Annotated in this window: 19 protein-coding genes; 8 read left to right on the top strand and 11 right to left on the bottom strand. The window is 60.4% G+C overall.

Translation table 11 applies throughout. The features are described from left to right. Positions 1-38: 38 nt before the first annotated feature. The 4 genes from EO087_RS09595 to thiS form a co-directional block, all read right to left on the bottom strand. Positions 39-1856, bottom strand: coding sequence for an SLC13 family permease (locus EO087_RS09595; RefSeq protein WP_128899883.1), 1818 nt, complete (start codon positions 1854-1856; stop codon positions 39-41). 196 nt (positions 1857-2052) lie between these two features. Beyond that, complete coding sequence (gene trmB / locus EO087_RS09590; RefSeq protein ID WP_128898670.1) at positions 2053-2757, bottom strand: tRNA (guanosine(46)-N7)-methyltransferase TrmB; 705 nt, start codon at positions 2755-2757, stop codon at positions 2053-2055. Further along, positions 2757-3557, bottom strand: a complete 801-nt coding sequence (locus EO087_RS09585) for a thiazole synthase (RefSeq protein ID WP_128898669.1) — start codon at positions 3555-3557, stop codon at positions 2757-2759. The genes trmB and EO087_RS09585 overlap by 1 nt, the downstream gene beginning before the upstream one ends. A 46-nt stretch (positions 3558-3603) precedes the next feature. Beyond that, positions 3604-3804, bottom strand: coding sequence for a sulfur carrier protein ThiS (gene thiS / locus EO087_RS09580; protein ID WP_128898668.1), 201 nt, complete (start codon positions 3802-3804; stop codon positions 3604-3606). Between the two features lie 43 nt (positions 3805-3847). Here thiS and EO087_RS09575 point away from each other — a divergent pair, with 43 nt between their 5' ends. The 4 genes from EO087_RS09575 (at position 3848) to EO087_RS09560 (ending at position 8232) form a co-directional block, all read left to right on the top strand. Continuing rightward, on the top strand, positions 3848-4225 hold the full coding sequence (locus tag EO087_RS09575) for a hypothetical protein (RefSeq protein WP_128898667.1): 378 nt from the start codon (positions 3848-3850) through the stop codon (positions 4223-4225). Positions 4226-4542: 317 nt separating this feature from the next. Beyond that, positions 4543-5442 (top strand): response regulator transcription factor, encoded by a 900-nt coding sequence (locus EO087_RS09570; protein WP_205744340.1) that lies wholly within the window; start codon positions 4543-4545, stop codon positions 5440-5442. Positions 5443-5573: 131 nt separating this feature from the next. After that, positions 5574-7847 carry an ATP-binding protein gene (locus tag EO087_RS09565; protein WP_128898666.1) on the top strand — a complete coding sequence of 758 codons (2274 nt, stop codon included), beginning with the start codon at positions 5574-5576 and terminating at the stop codon, positions 7845-7847. Continuing rightward, the gene (locus tag EO087_RS09560) at positions 7840-8232 is read left to right on the top strand and encodes a hypothetical protein (RefSeq protein ID WP_128898665.1); all 393 of its coding nucleotides are present in this window, start codon (positions 7840-7842) and stop codon (positions 8230-8232) included. The genes EO087_RS09565 and EO087_RS09560 overlap by 8 nt, the downstream gene beginning before the upstream one ends. Positions 8233-8875: 643 nt before the next feature. Here the strand turns inward: EO087_RS09560 and EO087_RS09555 are convergent. From EO087_RS09555 to EO087_RS09535, 5 genes are all read right to left on the bottom strand, one after another. Further along, entirely contained in the window at positions 8876-9931 is a 1056-nt protein-coding gene (locus EO087_RS09555) for an IS1380 family transposase (RefSeq protein WP_128898664.1), read from the bottom strand. Beyond that, positions 9819-10262 (bottom strand): hypothetical protein, encoded by a 444-nt coding sequence (locus EO087_RS09550; RefSeq protein ID WP_128898663.1) that lies wholly within the window; start codon positions 10260-10262, stop codon positions 9819-9821. Before EO087_RS09550 ends, EO087_RS09555 begins: the two co-directional genes overlap by 113 nt. Before the next feature lie 207 nt (positions 10263-10469). Next, positions 10470-11807, bottom strand: coding sequence for an RHS repeat-associated core domain-containing protein (locus tag EO087_RS09545; protein WP_128898662.1), 1338 nt, complete (start codon positions 11805-11807; stop codon positions 10470-10472). Positions 11808-12166: 359 nt separating this feature from the next. Continuing rightward, complete coding sequence (locus tag EO087_RS09540; RefSeq protein WP_128898661.1) at positions 12167-13123, bottom strand: serine/threonine protein kinase; 957 nt, start codon at positions 13121-13123, stop codon at positions 12167-12169. A 3-nt stretch (positions 13124-13126) separates the two neighbouring features. After that, on the bottom strand, positions 13127-13567 hold the full coding sequence (locus EO087_RS09535) for a hotdog fold thioesterase (RefSeq protein ID WP_128898660.1): 441 nt from the start codon (positions 13565-13567) through the stop codon (positions 13127-13129). Between the two features lie 66 nt (positions 13568-13633). Here EO087_RS09535 and EO087_RS09530 point away from each other — a divergent pair, with 66 nt between their 5' ends. Then, entirely contained in the window at positions 13634-14692 is a 1059-nt protein-coding gene (locus EO087_RS09530) for a 2Fe-2S iron-sulfur cluster-binding protein (RefSeq protein ID WP_205744339.1), read from the top strand. Here the strand turns inward: EO087_RS09530 and EO087_RS09525 are convergent, their stop codons facing one another. Together EO087_RS09525 and EO087_RS09520 are read right to left on the bottom strand one after the other, a co-directional pair. After that, positions 14693-15136, bottom strand: a complete 444-nt coding sequence (locus tag EO087_RS09525; protein WP_128898658.1) for a rhodanese-like domain-containing protein — start codon at positions 15134-15136, stop codon at positions 14693-14695. A 91-nt stretch (positions 15137-15227) separates the two neighbouring features. Continuing rightward, entirely contained in the window at positions 15228-15644 is a 417-nt protein-coding gene (locus EO087_RS09520) for a hypothetical protein (RefSeq protein ID WP_128898657.1), read from the bottom strand. A 183-nt stretch (positions 15645-15827) separates the two neighbouring features. Between EO087_RS09520 and EO087_RS09515 the strand changes: the two genes are divergently transcribed. Genes EO087_RS09515 through EO087_RS09505 form a run of 3 tightly spaced genes read left to right on the top strand, consistent with a single transcriptional unit; the run spans position 15828 to position 19018 of the window. Next, positions 15828-16643 carry a uroporphyrinogen-III synthase gene (locus EO087_RS09515; RefSeq protein WP_240669014.1) on the top strand — a complete coding sequence of 272 codons (816 nt, stop codon included), beginning with the start codon at positions 15828-15830 and terminating at the stop codon, positions 16641-16643. A 9-nt stretch (positions 16644-16652) separates the two neighbouring features. Next, positions 16653-17762: a uroporphyrinogen-III C-methyltransferase gene (locus tag EO087_RS09510; protein ID WP_128898656.1), complete on the top strand. Its 1110-nt coding sequence runs from the start codon at positions 16653-16655 to the stop codon at positions 17760-17762. Next, positions 17759-19018, top strand: a complete 1260-nt coding sequence (locus tag EO087_RS09505; RefSeq protein WP_128898655.1) for a heme biosynthesis HemY N-terminal domain-containing protein — start codon at positions 17759-17761, stop codon at positions 19016-19018. Before EO087_RS09510 ends, EO087_RS09505 begins: the two co-directional genes overlap by 4 nt. Positions 19019-19260 lie beyond the last annotated feature (242 nt).

Genomic DNA, 19260 nt, shown 5'->3' with positions numbered 1-19260 from the left:
GCATTCCCGCAAACCATCCGCGCACACAAGCGCCGATTTTAGCGATACATCAGATTAATGGCGATTAACGTGATCACCAGGACGATAAACGTCAGCGGAATGCCGGCACGCATGAAATCCCTGCTGCTGTAATCGCCAGGCCCCGTCACCATCATCAGGGCCGGGTGGCCGGAGCTCAGCAGGAAGGTGTTGGACGAGGACACCGCAACGATCAACGCGTAGGCAGAAGGGTTGCCACCCGTGGCAACCGCCACACTGATCGCCACCGGCACCATCATCACCGTGGCGCCCACGTTTGACATCACCTGTGAGAACAGCAAGGTGAGAATGGCCAGTGAGCCTTGCAGGATCCACGGCGAGGCGCGGCCGAGGTGCAGCAACACTTCCTGTGCAACCCATGCAGCGGTGCCGGTGGCGTCCATCGACCAGCCCAGTGGAATAAGGCAGGCGGTCACAAAGATCGTCTTCCAGTTTACGGCCTTGTACGCCTCATCCATATTCAACACGCCACTGAGCAGCATGCCGATGGCGCCGGTCATCATCGCCACGGAAAGATCGAGGTTGGTGAACAGGGCGAGGCATTTCGCCAGCAGGAAAAAGCCCACCGCCTGCCAGATTTTGTTGGGGCGCTGTTCTTCGCGCGGGACGTCGGTGACGACGACCAGATCCTTGTCTTCCGACACTTCCTGCAAGGCTTTCCAGCTCGAATGCAGTACCAATGTATCGCCGGTGCGCAGGCTGACGGCGCGCAGATCATCGCGATAGACGTGATCGCCGCGCGTGATCGCCAGTACCGAAATGCCATAACGCTTGCGCAAACGCAGATCGCCCACCGACTGTTTGAGGAAGCGCGAGCTGGGCGGAATCACCGCCTCGGAAATGCCGGCGCGCGTGGGGTTGAACAGCTCGCCCAACTGACGCATGCGCGGCGACAACTTGCAGAGCTGGTTGTTGGCGAAGCGGTTGAGTTCTTCGCGCGGCCCCAGCACGCCAAGAATGGAGCCGACCCAGATCACCTGGTCAGCCGGCGGTGCCATGCGCGCTTCGCTGCCGCTCTTGATCGCCAGGATCAGCGGTGCGCCGTGCAGTTGCTCGACTTCGCCGATGCTCATGCCGACCAGCGGGCTTTCCGCGGTGACGGTCAGTTCGGCGGTTTCACCCACGATGCCGTAAGTCTCGGCGAAGTAACTTTCGGTACGGCCCGGCGTTACTTTATGCCGTTCGTCCTCGCGATCTGGCAGCAGTTTGTGGGTGAAAAAGTAGAAAAACAGGATGCCTGCCACCGCCAGGGTCAAACCGATCGGCGTCACGCTGAAGAGACCGAACTTGGGCACGGTTTGCGCACCCGGTGGCAGGTTGGCGTTGGCGCTGGCGATCAGGTCGTTGAGGACAATCAGCGGCGAGTTGGCGATCAGCGTGGTGTTGGTGGCGGTGAGGATGCAGAACGCCATCGGCAGCAGCAGCCGTGAGATCGGCACGCCGGTACGTGCGGAGAGACGGCTGGTCACCGGGATCATCAGGGCGGCGAGCGCCTGGCTCGGAATCACCGCGCTGAAAAGGCTGGTCACCGAGTTGATCACCACACCCAGCCGAGATTCCTTGCCGCGTGCCATGCGCATCACGAACTGGGCGGTCAGGCCGAGCACGCCGGCACGGTCGAGTCCGGCGCCCATGATCATGATCGCGATGATCGCAATCACGGCGTTACCGGCAAAACCATTGAAAACGCGGTCAGAAGGGATCAGTCCGGTCAGGCCGATCACCACCACCACCAGCAAGGCCACCATGTCAGCGCGGACCCACTCCAGCACCAACATGAGCATGGTGAAACACACCAGCCCGAGTACCAGGATCATTTCGGGGGTGAGGGTTAGCGCCACTATCGATCATCCCTGTCGGGCGCTGGACAAGGCTGGAAGTTGGGCAGCAGTTGCTTCACGCGAGGACTCGTCCCTGTTTGACAGGAAAGTATAAGCGTGTGGGGTGCTTAGCTGGTGAACCGTTGCCGCATTGCGGGCGTCGGTGGATGGTTGGGGTCACCCAGCCCGGGGCTCAGGCCTTGCGGTACAGAAGATCCCAAACGCCATGGCCGAGCCTCAAGCCACGTCGTTCGAAGTGGGTCTCGATACGCCAATCCGGCTTTTCGGTGTACTGCCCGGGGCCGGCTGTATTACGCCAGCCTGGCGAGGCTTCCATCACCGCGACCATATGCTGCGCATAGGGCTCCCAGTCGGTGGCCAGGTGCAGCAATCCGTCGGGTGTCATGCGCGTGGCGAGCAGGGCAACAAAATCAGGCTGGATGATGCGACGCTTGTTATGGCGCTTCTTGTGCCAGGGATCGGGGAACCAGATGCGGGCCTCGGCTAGCGTGCCGGCGGGAATCTCGTGTTCCAGCACCTCGACGGCGTCGTGCTTGTAGATGCGCACATGGGCGGCATCCCGCGCGGCCAGGGCATTCATCAGCCGCCCGACGCCGGGGCCATGCACCTCCACGCCGAGGTAGTCGCGTACCAGGTCATGCTCGCTGGCCCAGGCGAGCGCTTCGCCATTGCCAAAGCCGATTTCCAGCACAAGCGGGGCATGCCGACCGAAATGCGCGTTGAAATCTTGCGCAGTGCCTGAGTAGTCGATACCGAAACGCGCCCAATGGTCATCGAACGCACGCTGTTGGGCTGGCGTCATGCGGCCTTCGCGCAGCGCGAAACTGCGGATGCGGCGCATGTAGGGGGTGGCGTCGTGGTCGGCGCGATCGCTCATCAGCCGATGGTGCCGTCGATCGGGCTGGAAGCCGAGGCAAAGCGTTTGCGCGGAATGCGGCCAGCACGGAATGCGGCACGGCCGGCTTCGATGGCCAGCTTCATCGCATGGGCCATCAGCACCGGATCCTTGGCGCCGGCAATGGCGGTATTCATCAGTACGCCGTCGCAGCCAAGTTCCATCGCGATCGCCGCATCGGAAGCGGTGCCCACGCCAGCGTCGACGATGATCGGCACCTTGGCGTTCTCGATGATTTCCAGCAGGTTGTAGCGGTTCTGGATGCCAAGGCCGGAGCCGATGGGTGCGGCCAGCGGCATCACTGCCACGCAGCCAATCTCTTCCAGCTTGCGCGCCAGGATCGGATCGTCGCTGGTGTAGACCATCACGTCGAAGCCGTCGACGACGAGCTGTTCGGCGGCCTTCAGGGTTTCCACCACATCCGGGAACAGCGTGCGTTCGTCGCCCAGCACTTCCAGCTTCACCAGCTTGTGGCCATTCAGCAACTCGCGCGCCAGCTTACAGGTACGCACGGCATCGACCGCGTTATAACAGCCGGCGGTATTGGGCAGCAGGGTGAATTCGTGCGGGGGCAGGGCATCGAGCAGGCTCGGTGCGTTGGGATCCTGGCCAAGGTTCACGCGGCGGATGGCGGCAGTGACGATCTCGGCGCCCGCGGCCTGGGTGGCGCGGCGAGTTTCGTCCAAGTCCTTGTACTTGCCGGTGCCGGTCAGCAGGCGCGAGCCGTAGTTTTTGCTGGCGATGATCAGGGGGTCGGTGTTGTCAAGCGTCTTGATATTCATAGGGCTACATCACATCTGGGCGCGAGGAAGAAGGTGTCGGATCGGATCAGCCGCCGCCGATGGCGTGGACGATCTCCACCTGATCGCCTTCGCGCAGTTCATGACTCTCGTGCATGCTGCGCGGCACGATCTCGTGGTTGACCTCCACCGCGACACGGCGACCGGCATAACCGGTTTCGAGGAGCAATTGGATGACGGTGGCGCCTTGGCCGCAATCGTGCGGATGGCCATTCAAAGTGATCTGCATCCACCCATTGTAGCCGGCCCGGCGACGGGTCGTAGAGCAAGGAATGCTTGAGTTTATTACTGCGAAAGAAATTGCAGCCAAACTGGAAGGAACGCTGCCTGCAGGTTTTAGCAAATTTGAGACGCTTACTTGTCATTCGGCTGAGGCGCGCAGACTTACTTTATTCGATAGTGGCACATTGGATGACACTACCAAAACGGGGGGTAAGGGTGAGGATAAGCAGGAAGCTTACGCACAAACCTTGGCCAACGAGCTATCAGAGCATGGGTTTGTAGCGCCTGAAGTCAAGGGGTACATAGGTTCGGTCATTGCAGATGAAAATGGGAGGACACGCAGGACCATCGTCGAATTATCTGATGGAAGCGAGCATAGGCACATGCATGGTTATGATGTCAAAAAGGTTTTTACGCCCAAACCTTGACTTCGTGAGCTCTCCGGGGCATTTGAGGTATCCCCCGTTTTTTGCTCTGCAACGTCAATGTGCCTGTTCCTCCGTGGAACACCTGAGTCGAATCGCACAGTTGAGATTCGACGCTAATCCCGAGAGAGAAGCGGAGGTAACTCGTCCCTGCTTGGTTTCGGGACGTCCAGAGATAGGAGGTGGGGATCCAGTCCGTGAAGATGATGTGAAATAACAAGGCGTTGCCATTTTCTACGTATAACCACTTGTTTTTTCACATTTCATTGAGAATATTTAAGCCTAGTCCTATCCCTGAATGGCTTTAGGATTCGTATGATTTGTCCATCCTCGCAGGGGATGCCAGACTCAGCCGGCGCCATCAGAACGAAGGCGCCAGTGAGAACAGCGCCAGTGGTTGCAAGGGCCGATCCGGAAAGAATCTTTCATTGCGTGAGGACACGACCGTGCGCATCGCCATTCTCGAAGACACTGTCAAACTTGCCCATTCCGTTTCCAATTGGTTGCACAAGGCGGGCTATGAAAGCGTGATCCGCCATGATGGCGACAGTTTCGTGAGCATGCTCCAGAGCGAGCCGGCCGACATGCTGCTGCTCGATTGGGATGTGCCAGGCAAATGCGGCATCGATGTCCTGAAATGGGCGCGTACCACCCCCGAGCATCAACATGTGCCGATCATCATGCTGACCCAGCACGACGACGAGGCAAGCATCGTGCAGGGTTTGGATGCCGGAGCGGACGATTACATCGTCAAGCCCGCCCGCGAAGCCGAACTGGTGGCACGCATCCGCGCGCAGGCACGCAAGTATTACCCCGAGCATTTGCGCGAACGAAAGATCAAGGTCGGGCGCTACACCCTCGATGCCGATGCAGGCAGCGTGCTGGTGGACGGTGTGGATGGACAGGTTCTGGTGAATAATCTGTCGGACCGCGAATTTGCGCTGGCCATGCATTTCTTCCGCAACGTCGGCTGCGCGGTGACCAAGGAAGAACTGCGCGAAAATATCTGGGGCGAAAACGATTCTAAGTATGATGCGACGATTGCTACCTATGTCAGCAAGCTGCGCAAATCGCTGCATCTGCGCTCCAAGAACGGTATGTTGATTTCCACCGTCTACAACCGCGGCTATCGCTTGGAAGAACTGCTGCAAGCAGGGCGTAAACGGGCGCCGGCACGTGGTTTGCGGGCTTCTGCTCCGCATGCCTCCCCGCTATATTGAGTGCGGCTTTCTTCTTATCTGATGCATGACCGGACACCATCCTTGCGCGGCAAGGGTGGTGGTGTGCCAATCATGTCCGGGCTTCCATCACAGGAAATCGGGGGCGTCAGTTGTTATCGAGCAAGCCCAATATGCGACGCCTCTCGCGCACTACCCAGGCGCGCATTCTCATCGTCGGTGCGCTGCTGTTGCTGGCTGCTTTCAGTTGGCACCCAATGGGTGCCTCCATGTCCGGAGCTCTCGACAAGGTGTTGTTCGATACCGCAACGCGCTTATTCGCGTACCCAAGCTCCGATCAGGTTGCAGTGGTGCTGATCGACGACAAGACACTGAGTGAATACGGCACGGATGGCTTGACGTCACGCACTGCCACCTTGTTGCAGCGTCTCGATCGCGCAGCAAGCATCACCCTCGACTACACGCTGGCGGCAGACCTGCATACCGATGAACTGGCGACGGCCATGACGCGCAATAGTCGTGTGGTGCTGCCGATTTCCGCCAATACGTCAGGTTCCAGCGTAGACCTATGGCCGCCTGCCTTGAGCAAGGCAGCGGCGGGACGCGGCCAGCGTCATATCACGCTGGGGCACTATGGCGTGGTGACCGGGTTTGTGCCACGGCTTCCGGAAACCTTGGGTGGACATCCGAACATCGTCATGGAAGCCGTTCGGGTGGCAGGTGTGCAGCACGTGCTTGAACTGCCACACGTGCACCTGCGTTCCTATACGTTATCGCTGGCCTCCATGCGTACGCACGCCGTGCTGGTGATGTTGAGCCATTCGCAACAAATTCCCTCCTACTCCTTTGCCGATGTCATAGATGGCAAAGTGCCCGCTGAAACCTTCGCCGGCCGCATAGTGTTTGTGGGCGAGGTGATGGGTGAGGACGCGGGTTTTCAGATTTCTTCCCTCAATATGGATGCAGCATCGCGTGCACAACTGGATGCGCTGATGGCGGATGCCGTCGTCAGCGGCAACATGGCCAGTGAGTTGCCGGGTGCGGTAGCCGTGCCGATCTACCTTGCCATCGCGCTAGGCATGGTGTTTATCTGCCTGCGCGTGCCCGGCTACTGGATGCATGTCGCAGCGTTCGGCTGGTTCGTGTTGATGTTCCTGTTTCCGATGGCACTGCTGGCTGGACTGCATCGCTGGATGGGCCTTGGATTGCTGCCGCTGGTATGCGTTTTCATTTATACGCACTTTGCGTGGGAGCGTTTGCGTCGCACTCAGAATCTGCTGAAGCGCGAGATTGGCAAATTGCGGGCGGTGGCCGCCACGATGGGTGTGACGGAGCTGCCTGATGCCAAGCCGATCGCGCTGGAGCGCAAGCGCGATCCCTTGCGCGAAGTGCGTCAGGCTCTGCGGGAAATTCGCAGTTTGCAGAACACCTTCGTCAGCATGATCAACCAGTTGCCGTATCCCGTGTTCGTGGTGGTCGACCAGAAGATCTCAGTGTGGAACGCCAAGGCCGCGGAGTTGCTGGCTGCGGATGCGCGTCAAGACGATGCCGCCCTTTCGCTGGACGAAGTGCAGCAGCTGGTAGTCGCGTATTGCCATGGCGAAGAGAGCGCCAGTGAAGAGGTCACGCTCGGCGGACGCGAACACATGTTGCTCTACGTGCCTTATGCCAGTGTTGATACTTCCTTGTATCCCGGCGTGGAAGAAGGTCGCGCCTCCTTTCTGGTCTGCTTGATCGACATCGCCGGTATCAAGGAAGGCGTCACGCATGACAAGGCGGCCTTGCGCCATATCGCGCATGACCTGCGCAGCCCGCTTTCCACCATTCTTTCATTGATTGAGGAACGCGCAGAAGGCCAGCGTCGCGAAGCGCCGAACGACCCCGCCTTTCTCGAAAACCTGCGTCGGCAAGCCGATTATTCCCTGCGTGTCGCAAAAGATTTCCTGCAGCTTTCGCGCGCCGAACAGATCCGGTACGAGACCTTTGCACCGATTGCCTTGCTGGACATAGCCACCGAAGCGGTCGATCAGCTATGGATGGCAGCCGAGCATAAGACCATCGAACTGATCGGCCCGGAGTGCGACCTGGAAGACACCTTGCTGATGGGTAACCCGGACATGCTAATCCGTGCCCTGGTTAATGTGATCGACAACGCGCTGAAATACTCGCCTTCGCATACCGCCATTACCGTGCGCATCGTTGACCAAGGCGAGGAAGGCATGGTGTTGCATATCATCGATCGGGGTATCGGTATTGCCGAAGACGACCTGATTCATCTGTTCGACCCGTTCTTCCAGGTGGGTGGTAGCGGAAGCAGCGCGGACATGGGTGTCGGGCTGGGTTTGCCGTTCGTGAAAACGGTGGTCGAACGGCATGGCGGCTTCATCACCGTCATCAGTCAGCCAGGACAAGGTACGGATTTCCGCATCGTATTGCCGTATGCGTAAGTGGGATCAACAGGCGCTTGAACAGCGCCATACATCGCCTGGTACAGACGATCGACAACTACAACGGTACGAACTGATGGGGACGTTGGCCATGGATGCCGTACAGACATCCCATTCGAACTATCGGGGCCGGGTTGATTATTCATCGTTCAACCTGATCCCGGTTGCTGTGATTGCACTGAATCGCTTTTGTGGCGTTTTGCAGGTGTTTTTTTCCTTCGTCGCCTACTTCTATAAAGCGTGGATGATCGAGCCTAGTGAAAGTTCTAGGTGCCTACACCCTTCTCTGGAGGATGCTTGCACCGATAATGTCCCTTCACGTTCCTCCCGCAATACGAAACGACGGGTTACGCTTGCACTATTGCTGCTTATTAGCGCGCCGTGAATGTCGAACAATGTGTATGCAGATGCCGCTGCATGCCTCCAGCTTGAACAAGCGCTTGTTGCATTCCAATGCAGTAGCGGTCAGGTTGATACCCAATCGCAGATCATTTATTACTGCTTCACTGCTCCTGTGCCGAATTATCCTGGCATGACAGGGCTCTATACCACAGGGTATTCGTATTACTGGCATTTTTGGATGTCCAATTCCCCGTGGCTTTCTGCGGAGTACTACTGTTCCGCTGATCCGACTGTAAATACTGGAACGGGCGATATTACGGACGGCGGTGAAGGCAGGCCGTGCTCTTGCTCTGGGACCCCGGGTAATCCGGCAGGTAGTGCAAATGTGGGGGATTCCATTAATGCCTCTAACGGAAACAAATATCTGCAAGAAAACGATTTTGTACCTGATTCCGTGACCCCTCCTCGGCATGATTCCGCTTGGCCGTCCAAGGAGGCAATCAGCGCGATGGTGATGCCGCATTCGGCTATCGGATGTCAGGAAAAGAACCACTCACCGCGGCGCGCGGGCTTTTACACCGCCGCTTGCAGGCATCGCCGGGGTCATTTCCATGCTTGCGTGCAGCCGCACACCTCGCGATCGTTCGCGCGTAGGGATGATTGATGAGTTGCTGGCCAGGCCCGGGCTAGGTGCAGCGCGCCGCCACAGGCGGCAGCCAGTCGTCGGCGGTCCAGGTGACATAGAGCGTCCGCCACACCTTGAACACGGGACAGTGCCGGTCGAAGTTGAGCGTCACCCGTCGCGCGTGCAGGGTCCGTTGCGCGGCTATCCGCATCATCTCCTGCATCACCGTCTTCAAGCGTCGACGTTTGACCGGATGACGCAGCGGGACATCCTTGCCCAGCAGCGCTTGCTGGCCGATCAGACGCAGGAAGTTGTAAGCCACTGCCGCCAAGCTCAGCACCAGAGCGTTGGTGTTGAATTTGCCGCTCGGCAAGCGCTCCAGGTCCAGGTCGCTCTTGAACTCGCTGTGGAACTGCTCGTGAGTGCCGTGATCCTGGTACAACGCGATGATCGTTTCGATCGGCTCGGCCAGGGTGGTTTCCCAACCGTCGATCTCCACTTCGGGAAACAACAGTGCAGTGCCGTCGGCTTTGATCGTGCGCTCGGTCAGACGCAGGATGCGCCGCAAGCGCACGCTGCGGCCATCGGCCAAGGTGAGCATTCGCCCTTGGGTTTCCCAGGTGGTGATGCGCTTGCCCTCGTGGGGCGACACCCACGCCGTCGTGGCATCGGCACGCTTGTCCGCCGCACAGCCTTCGACATCGAAGCTGCGTGGATTCCATGTGCCCAACACATCGACGCGGCCTTGGCCTTGTTCGAGCGCGGTGACGAACATGCGCTCGCTGTCGAAACCCGAATCCCAGCGCAGCAGGATCGGCGCGCTGGTCAACGCCCGCGCCCGTGGAATCACCCGCTCCAGCACGTACTGGGTTTCCTTGGCGCTGTGCTGGGTGCCATCGCGCAGCTCCAGCGCCAGACAATAGCCGGCTTCCCCGCCCAAATAGGCCGCGATGGGCGCGAACCCGTCGTAACCGGCATAGGTGCGTCCGACGCCTTCCTTCTTGCTATCGGAATTGTCCAGGCAAAATACGTCCAGATCGAGCGGCACATGGCCGGTGATCACGGGCGAGAAATGCGCCCGGCCACGCTTGAGCAGCGGCACCCGCAGCGAACGCATCGACGCTTTCCGAACCGGCCACGCCCAGCGCGTCCATGCGCTGACGCAAGGTCGCCGCCGACGGCACACCGGACAGGCCCAGCGATTGCGCGAAGAATCGATCGCCACGCTTGCCTTCGATCGCCTCGAAGTCGCTTTTGCCTTCGGCCAGCAAGCCGATGTAACCGGCCAGAATCTGGCTGCTTGGCAAACCCTGGCGCGTGGGAAACTTCGGGTCTATGTGTTGCGCGATCTGGGCAAAGCGGTGCAGTGCGATGCCCACAAAGGCCAAACCCGACATCGCGGTTAGGTCGCGGGTGGATTGACGAACAACGAAGGACGTGGGCTGCATGAAAGCGATCGTGTCGACGGGTGGTGCGTCAGCGTAATCGATCGCGGGATGCCATGGGAGTGGCGTATCGAAGACGTCCACTCACCCGCCGGGTGAGTCAAAGATCACTCCCAAACCCAGAGGCCATGTGCACTGCGCGTTGGGAGCTCACGGAATCAGGGTAAGAGTTTTCAGACTGCGTCACAGCTTGATCAAATTGCTGGTTGGTCATACCCGGGGGTGGCGGTATGTTCCAATCAGATACACCATTTGCCCCTCCGTCTCCTTGATAGAAGCAGCTCGATCATCAACGGCAGTGGGAGCGTTACTTCCCTGCTTAAAAGGCTGTGTATTGCCAGCCAAACTATATTGCCGATCAATAACGCGATGTCCGTTGCAATCTAGGTGCCAAACAAAAACAGCGCAGTGAACGAGACCAGCCCATTTCACTCGCCAGTCTTCAATTGGCCTGCAAACCACCATGGTTGAAAGTCCAAGAGGGTCCACGTTGCTCAGCGGACTATTTAAGCCGTAGGCGTAAGTGTTCAGTCCAGCCCTCAACCCAAGCGGATCGCTTTCGATATATCGTCCCGTGCTCGGATCATAGTCACGATTGAGGTTGTAATTCAGACTCGTTTCTTCATCGAAGTACTGCCCCGAGAAGCGCAGGTTGTATGTATAGCCGCTGCTTGTGGGTGCTTGTTCACCCCACGCATTCCCCCGATAGACCCACGTCCACATCGCGTTGCCGCTGCTATCGGTGACAGCTCGCGGCGTGCCTAGCTGATCCGCCGTGACATAGGCTACTGACGTAGTAGTTCCCTGCGTGTCGAGATTTGCCACCGGAATATCGCTGAGATAGACGTATTCCCGATTGGTCGCCCCATACTCGCTCAGTAGCTGGCTGCCTTCGTCGTAATTAAAGCGCTCCGTCGACCCGCTCGCTGTCTTGGTCACCCGTTCGCCTGCAGCGTTGTAGGCGTAGTTCGCAACCGTGCTCTGGTTGAGTTGAGCGAGCGCCATTCGGTTGCGCGCGTTGTAACCAAATCCATACGTGCTGCCAGCTTGGTTGATCGCGGTGGTGTTGCCGCCGGCATCCACACTGCGCGCCGCATTCCCTGTGGCAATGAGCTGATGGGTGCCAGGGTTGTAGCCGTAAGCGCCCGTCGCCAGGCCGCTGCCCGTCTTGCTCAACCGATCCCCGGTCGGGTTATACGTCACGCTCTCCAGCGTACTGCCATCGGCTTCCGTGACGGCCGTGAGGCGATACAGCGGGTCGTAGCTGTACGTCTCGGTGGCCGGGTTGGCGCCGGGGCTGTTGCCGGTCGCCGTGATATTGCCCATCGCATCCCGCGCCACGTGCAAGGTGAACGCCGGGCCGACGAGGTCCGTCAGCCGGTAATTGGCGTCGTAGCTGCGCGTGATCATTTGCCCGTTGCCCAGCGTATAGCCGCTGATCGGTCCGAACGGCAGATAGGTGACGTTGCTGACCAGGGTGGTGGTGCCGTTGGCGGTGGTGGCGGTGACGCCGCTGATGTGGCCGTCCGCATCGTAGCTGTAACTCACCTGGTTGCCGCTGGGATGCGTGATGCTCAGGAGTTGGTGGCGGTCAGTACATTGCCGGCGGCGTCATAGGTCTTGGCCGTCACGCCGGTGTCGGGGCCGGTGAGCGTCGTTTCGTCCGACAGGCCGTCGTAGTGATAGGTGCGAAAAATCGGCGAAATCTCGAACTCCTCGATCCAATTCGCGACTCGGAAGTCTACTTTTGTCCGAACTTTTCTAAGTCACTTAGCGCCATTGCCAAGATGCATCCAACGCGATCCATGAATTCCCTCCTACTTGTACGGCATAGCCGCTGCAACATGCACGTGGCACACGCGAGCCCCGAAAGTCCAGATCAAGGCCAACGGTACTCATTTATTCACTTACTCGCATTTTTCGAGTTCATCCGCTTGCTCATGCAGGTCCGTTATGTGTTGTTCCCACCAGCGCGGCTCGGCAGCGAACGGGAAGGCCGCCGGAAATGCCGGGTCAAGCCAGCGTGCTGCGATCCAGCCTGCGTAATGGACCTGCCGCATGGCGCGCAGGGCAGGAATCAGCGCAAGTTCCGCATCGTCGAAATCGCGCATCGAAGCATACCCTTCGAGCAGTGCTCCCATCGCACGTTCGTCATGCGCCAGCATCCACAAGTCTTGCACGGCAGGGCCCATGCGTGCGTCGTCGAGGTCGACAAAATGCGGCCCCGTATCCGTCCACAGCACATTGCCCGGATGGCAGTCGCCATGCAGGCGCAGCATGCGCACCGGGCCGGCGGTCTCGAAGCGGGTAGCGACAAGGCGATCCACGCGCTCGACGGCGTGGCGATAGCGTTCGTGGAGCGTGACAGGCAGCAAAGAGGAAGCGAGCACCGCCTGCATGGGGTGCGCAATGAGCGTGTCGCGATCGATGCGTCCGCGATGCGCGAATGCCGTGCGCGTGCCAACGTTATGCATGCGTGCGATCAGCCGGCCGAGCCATTCCAATTGGCTGGCCGATTCCAACGATGGCGCACGGCCGCCGTGTCGCGGTGATAACGCATAGCGAAAACCATGGTGATGCAGCAATGTGCGACCGGCGAATGTGCTGGGTGCGACAACCGGCAATTCTGCTTCGGCCAGTTCTCGCGCAAACGCGTGCTCTTCGAGGATCGCGGCATCGTTCCATCGGCCTGGCCGATAGAACTTTGCGATCACTGGGGATACCTCTTCCAGGCCCACTTGCCACACGCGGTTTTCATAGCTGTTCAACGCCAGCAGCCGGCCGTCTGGCCACAAGCCGCAGGCGGTGACGGCGTCGAGCACGAGATCGGGGGTGAGGCGGGTGTATGGGGTTTCGTCACTCATGCGCTAACGCGTACCTACCGCCGTCGCCGGTACCACTGCCATGGTCAAGCGCGAGATGCATGCCAGCTTGCCCGCCTCGTCCTCGATTCGGATTTCCCACACTTGGGTCGAGCGCCCAAGATGCAGCGGACGCGCCGTGCCGGTGACGAAGCCGCTCGTCACGCCACGCACATGGTTGGCGTTGATGTCCAGCCCCACCGCACGTTCCTTTTCCGGATCCAGCGTCAACATGGCCGCGCTGCTGCCCAACGTTTCCGCCAGCGCTACGGATGCGCCACCGTGCAGCAGGCCGTAGGGCTGTTGCGTGCGCGGGTCCACCGGCATCGTCCCCTGCAGCCAGTCGTCGCCGATGGCGGTCATGTGGATGCCGATTGCTTCCATCAGCGTATTTTTGCTCCAGCTATTGAGGCGGGCGAGGTCGGTGTCCTGCTTCCAGATGCGCATAGGGTTGATACCTGTACAGAGAGCCTGCATTGTCCGCTGACCCGCCCAGCGGCGACAATGCGCTCCGTGTTTACCGTTACTCTCAGGACTTCCGGCCGCCGTTTCGACGTGATGTCCGGCGAAACCGTGCTGGAAGCCGCGCAGCGGGCTGGCATTGCCTTGCCATACTCGTGTCGTGCCGGCGTATGTGGTAGCTGCAAGGCGGTGCTGATGGAAGGTCGTTGCGAGTACCCGCGCAATCCGCCCATGGCGTTGGATGTGCACGATCGTGTGCATCATGCGGTGCTGCTGTGCCAGGCCGTGCCTGCCAGTGATCTTGTGCTGGAAGCGCGCGAAGTGACTTCGGTGGAAGATGTGACGCGCCGCCGGCTTACGGTGCGGGTCCGCCGCAAGTGGCAGCTTGCCCCGGATGTGATCGGGCTGCATTTGCAGCCTGCGTCGGACGAATTGCGCCTCAACTGGTTGCCCGGGCAATACCTCGATGTGCTGTTGGACGGTGGGCGTCGCCGGCCGTTTTCCATCGCCAACGGACCGCAGGCGGATGGTGTGATCGAACTGCATGTTCGTCATGTCGCCGGTGGCGGTTTCACTTCGTGGGTCAGCGATGTGCTGAAGGAGAGCGACACACTGCGCATCGAGGGGCCACTGGGCACCTTCGTGCCGCGCGAGGATTCGGAGCGGCCGATGGTCTTTATGGCTGGGGGCACGGGTTTCGCGCCGGTGAAAGCCATTCTCGAGCACTTCCTGGCGCTCGGCACCCGCCGTTCGATCGATGTGTATTGGGGCGCGCGCAGCGAGGTGGATCTCTACCTGCGCACGCTCGCTGAAAAATGGGCGGCGACCGCCGCCAACTTGCGCTTCCACGCGGTGCTCTCCGATCCGGAACAGGCCCGCTTGGCGAGTATGCGCGAGGGGCTGATGCATGAGGCCGTGCTGGAAGACCGGCCGGACCTTTCCGGCCACGATGTCTACATAAGCGGACCGCCGGCGATGATCGATGCCGGACGCAAGCTGTTTATCGATGCGGGGCTGCCCGAAGATCGGCTTTACTACGATTCATTCGATTACGCGCCAGATGTACTGGCGCAGATTCTTGTCGGACGAGCAGGAATTGCCGAAGCCTGATCAGTTCTTGCCTTTGGCTATCGGCAACTGCGCCTGCTGCCAAGCCAGTACGCCGCCGCCCAGTGTGTAGACATGGGTAAAGCCTGCCTTGATCAGGCGCTGTGCGGCGCCGTTGCTGTTGCGACCATCCTTGTCCATGACCACCACCGGCAACTCGCGCGCTTTGGCCAGGTCCTTGTTCTCTGGATCGAACTGGCTCATGGCCACGTGCTTGGCGCCCGGCACGTGCATTTTCTCGAAATCGGCAATGGCCGACAGGTCGATCAGCAGCGGGCTGTCGCGGTTGATGAGCTGGGTCAGGCCGGCCGGGGTCAGCTCCTTGTACTTGCGCAGCAGCACCAAGATCTGGGTGACGATCAGCGCGACTACCAGCGCGGCGAATAGCAGGGAAAGCTCGAGGTGGTTGCCCAGGAACTGAGGCAGCTTGTGCAGGAAATCGTTCATGAAGAGGCCGGGCTGGTTGCAGGCAAACGGCAATTATAGGCGAGTCGCCAGACAGAGCGGGCAGAGGTGAAAAACCTCTGTGCGGGGCGGCTTAGTTCCTCTGCGTGATATCCGGAATACCGCTCTCCAGCCACCAGCGCTGCTTTTTCGGGTCATACCGCCACAACTGCCGGTCGACGATGGTACGGACCGTCTGGGTATGCACGTTGGTCAGGCTGATCTGCACGTTCTGGCGTACCTCGTTTTCCCCCGAGGGGACCGGGCCATTGCCATCGTCGTAGTCGCTGACCTGCACCTGCTTAAAGCGCGCGCGGTCCAGGTCGGTGATCGGGTGGGCTTCGCGCACCTTGGGATCAACGAATGGCTCGGCTGCCTCCAGACCGTCCCAGCGCACGGCATTGGCGTACGCGATCATGGTGTGGCTGAGGGCGTAATCACGCTTGTCGGTGGCACAAGCGGACAGCAGCACGGTCGATAGCAGAATCAGGCCGACAACAAGACGACGCATAAGCTCACTCTCTCCCCAAATCATCCTATTCTGCCGCAGCGACGCGACGCTTCGCTTCGAACTATGCCGCAAGCGTGAATAAAGGCAACGCTGAATAAGTATCGCCGTCGTCATCGGGGAGGGGAAGGCGACAGTGTAAGGCTAGACTCCCGATCCAGCCCTCCCAAAAACCATGCGATTCCGATGAAATCCGGCGTAAATCCACCCATGCTGCCCTATGCCACCCTGGCCGGTTGCACGATGGTCATCACACGTCCGGCAGGGACGGGAAGTGCGCTGGCGCGACAGGTTCGCAGGCTGGGTGGAACGCCCCTGCTATTGCCTGGGCTGTCGCTGCATGCGGTACCCGTTTCGGAAGCGCTACGCGCGGCATGGCGTGCCGCGCAGCATGATGAATTCATGATTTTCACCAGTCCTGCGGCGGTGCGTTACGCCATGGCGTTGGGACCATGCGATGCACATGGTGTGGTAATCGCAGTCGGGCAGGGCACAGCAGGCGCATTGCGCCGCCATGGCATGGATGCGCAGATGCCTGCGGAACGGCAGGCCAGTGAGGGCGTGTTGCAGTTGCCCGTCATGGAGCACTTACAGGGAAGGCATGTCGCGCTTGTCACCGCACCCGGCGGGCGTGGTTTGCTGCAGGAACAAATCGCCGCGCGAGGTGCCTCGCTGCGCGAAGTGTATGTATATCGCCGGGGTGCGCCACGCCTTCATCGGCGTCACATCGATGCCGTTCTGCATCTGCCGTCTTCGGCATGTGTACTACTGTCCAGCGGCGAAGCCATGCAGCATTTGATGGAGCGCCTGCCTGATGTGGCATGGCAACGTTTGTGCCACCTCACCACCATCGTCAGCAGCGAGCGCCTGGCCGAGCAGGCCCGCGCGGCAGGTTTCAAACAGGTGCAGATGGCTGCATCGGCCGGGCCGGCCGACATGTTGGCCACGGCCATGAAGGTTTGTTCACACACGCGCTACGAAGCGGACCGCGCGGGCTGTTAGCATGCGCGCATGAGCCAGGACGAACTCCCCCCCGAACGCAACGCCGCGCCTACTGGCGTGCCCTCCGAGACCCCGCGTACGAGTCAGCCGCCGGCACCTGCCCGCTCCAACGGCGGAGCTCTGGCGTTGTCCTTGCTGCTGGCTCTGATGGCCATCGTCGGCGTGGGCTATATCGCTTGGCGCCAATGGCAGCTCACCCATATTGGCTCGGCAGCACTGCGCACCACCGTAAGCCTGCAAGACCGGGTGACCACGTTGGAGCACACCCTTTCTGGTGCCACCGGGCAGAACAATCAGCTGATGCAGCGTCTCAATGATGTCGACCAGGTCAATCGTTCCCTGCGCGAAGCATTGCTCTCGCAAGACCAGCGTGTGCGGGATCTGGAAGAAGCGGTTGGCCATCTCTCCGAAAAAACACTTTCCAGCCAGGATGCGATGCGCCTGGACGAAACCGAAGCCTTGCTGCGCATGGGTGCCGAACGCAACACCTTGTTCCATGACACCCAAGGCGCGGCCCAGGCGTATGCGCTGGCCAGCCAGACTTTGGCAGCCGTCAGTGACAGCGCCTTCAATGACGTGCGCCAAAGCATCGACGCCGAGCATGAAGCGCTGGTGAAGAGCCAGTCCGGCGATCGCCAACAGATGCTTGATAGCGTGATGCAACTGCGCAACGACCTCCCCGGCCTGCCGCTGAAACCACTGGATCAGCCTTCTTCCGGCAACAACGGGTTATGGGCGCGTATCCGCCACGCGCTGTCCAGCGTGATCCAGATTCAGCGCGATAACGGCACACCGATCGATATCGGCGACGCGCGTATTGCGCGTGAAATGGTGGCGCTTGATCTCGCGCAAGCGCAAGCGGCGTTGATCGCGTGGGACGACGATGCCTGCGCCAGCGCGCTGAAGCGCGCCGATGCGGGTCTTGCCGCGCAGTTCGATCCATCATCGCCGACGGTGCAACAAGCGCGTGATCGTATCGCCACACTCAGTGGCCAGCTTAAGCCGGCCATGCCAATGAAGTTGGGTGCAGCGCTGAGCGAACTGCGCAACCTGCGCGCTGTGCATGTACTCAAGCCGAAAACCGATACCGCCACACCCGCTGCCGGGACCAAGCCATGAAACTGTGGCGATGGATTCTGCTGCTGGTGATAGCCGCCGCGGTGGCAGCCTTCGGCTGGCATTGGGTCGCCGAGGATCCGGGATATGTGTTGGTGCGTTTCCGCGGCGTTACTGCGCAGACCAGCCTGTTGGCGGCGGTTGTGTTGCTGCTACTTGCGTGGATCGTCATCAGCATGCTGTGGCGTCTCGCACGCTGGCCGTTCGGGGCGGTCTCGCGCCGCCATCGTCGCCTGAGTCAACAACGTCTCGCCGATGGCCTGGTGGCCTTGATGGAAGGGCGTCACAGCGAAGCGGAGCGCGATCTCAGCCGCGCCTCGCGACTGGACAAGCTGCGCGGTCCGTCTTTGCTTGCCGCTGCGGAAGCTTCATCGCGTCGCGGCGAGCATGGCCGTGCGCTCGGATTGCTGGATGACGCCGCACAAGTTGCACCGCGCGCAGCACGGGTACTGCGGGCACGCGTTCTGCGTCGAGATGGCAAACCTGCGGAGGCATTGACCTTGCTCACGCCGGAAGCCGACAGCGGCAGCCTGAGTCCCGGTGGTTGGCGCGAATACGCGCTCGCTGCGTTGGACGCTGGCGATACACGCCGTGCATACGAAGCGCTCGAGCCGCTGCAAAAAAGCGGTGTGCTTGGCGCACGGGCGTACAACGCGCTGGAAACACAAGTGCTGGTGGCGAGTGTCAACGCGGCGCCGGACGGCGCAGCCCTGAATACGCTTTGGTCGCAATGGCCGAAAGGGCAACGCCGCGCAGTAGCTGTCATTGATGCCTACGCGCGCAAAGCCGCAAGCGTTGGCCAGGTACTGCCGGCAATGGATGTCGTGGAATCGGCGCTACGCCGCGAGTGGTCTTCGCAACTGGCCGAAACCTACGGTTCGCTGCCGGGCGGCGATCTCGAAGCCCGCCTGCGCCGCGCGGAAGCCTGGCAGGAAGCCCATCCCAACGATCCCGGCCTGCTGCTGGCGCTGGGACGCATGTGCGTGCGCCTGAGCCAGTGGGGCAAGGCGCGGCAGTATCTGGAACGCTCCTTTGCATTAGCGCCCAGTGCCAACGCATGGGAAGCGCTGGGCGCTATGTACGCTGGGCTGGGTGACGCGACGTTGGCGCAGCGCTGCTACCGCAATGCCATGGCCACAACACGTGGTGAAGCCACTGAATCATTGCCCGCCGGCAACGTGGTGGGCGGCCGACTCGATACGCGCCCCATGGCGATGGAAGAGCGCGATGAGCATGGTGTGCCACGCTTGCGGCCGTGATGTGTTGAACGCATCGAACGGTTGTGTAGGGGTGAGCGCATGCGAACCACAACGTGACATGATTCGCTGATACGTCTCTCTAACCGCCTACACGATAGCGCACGAGCCGGCCTTCCAACGTCCCTGTGTGCAGTTCAAATAGATGATTGTCGAAATCGTAAAAATAGAGGGAATTACCCTCGCCTTCCACCCTTTCTCTGGGTGGTTTAACGTTTAGCCATTCCATCATGTTTTTACCCGCC

It is taken from the genome of Dyella sp. M7H15-1 (assembly GCF_004114615.1).
In the GTDB taxonomy this organism is placed as follows: Bacteria; Pseudomonadota; Gammaproteobacteria; order Xanthomonadales; family Rhodanobacteraceae; genus Dyella_B.
This window is presented reverse-complemented; position numbering and strand designations above follow the sequence as displayed.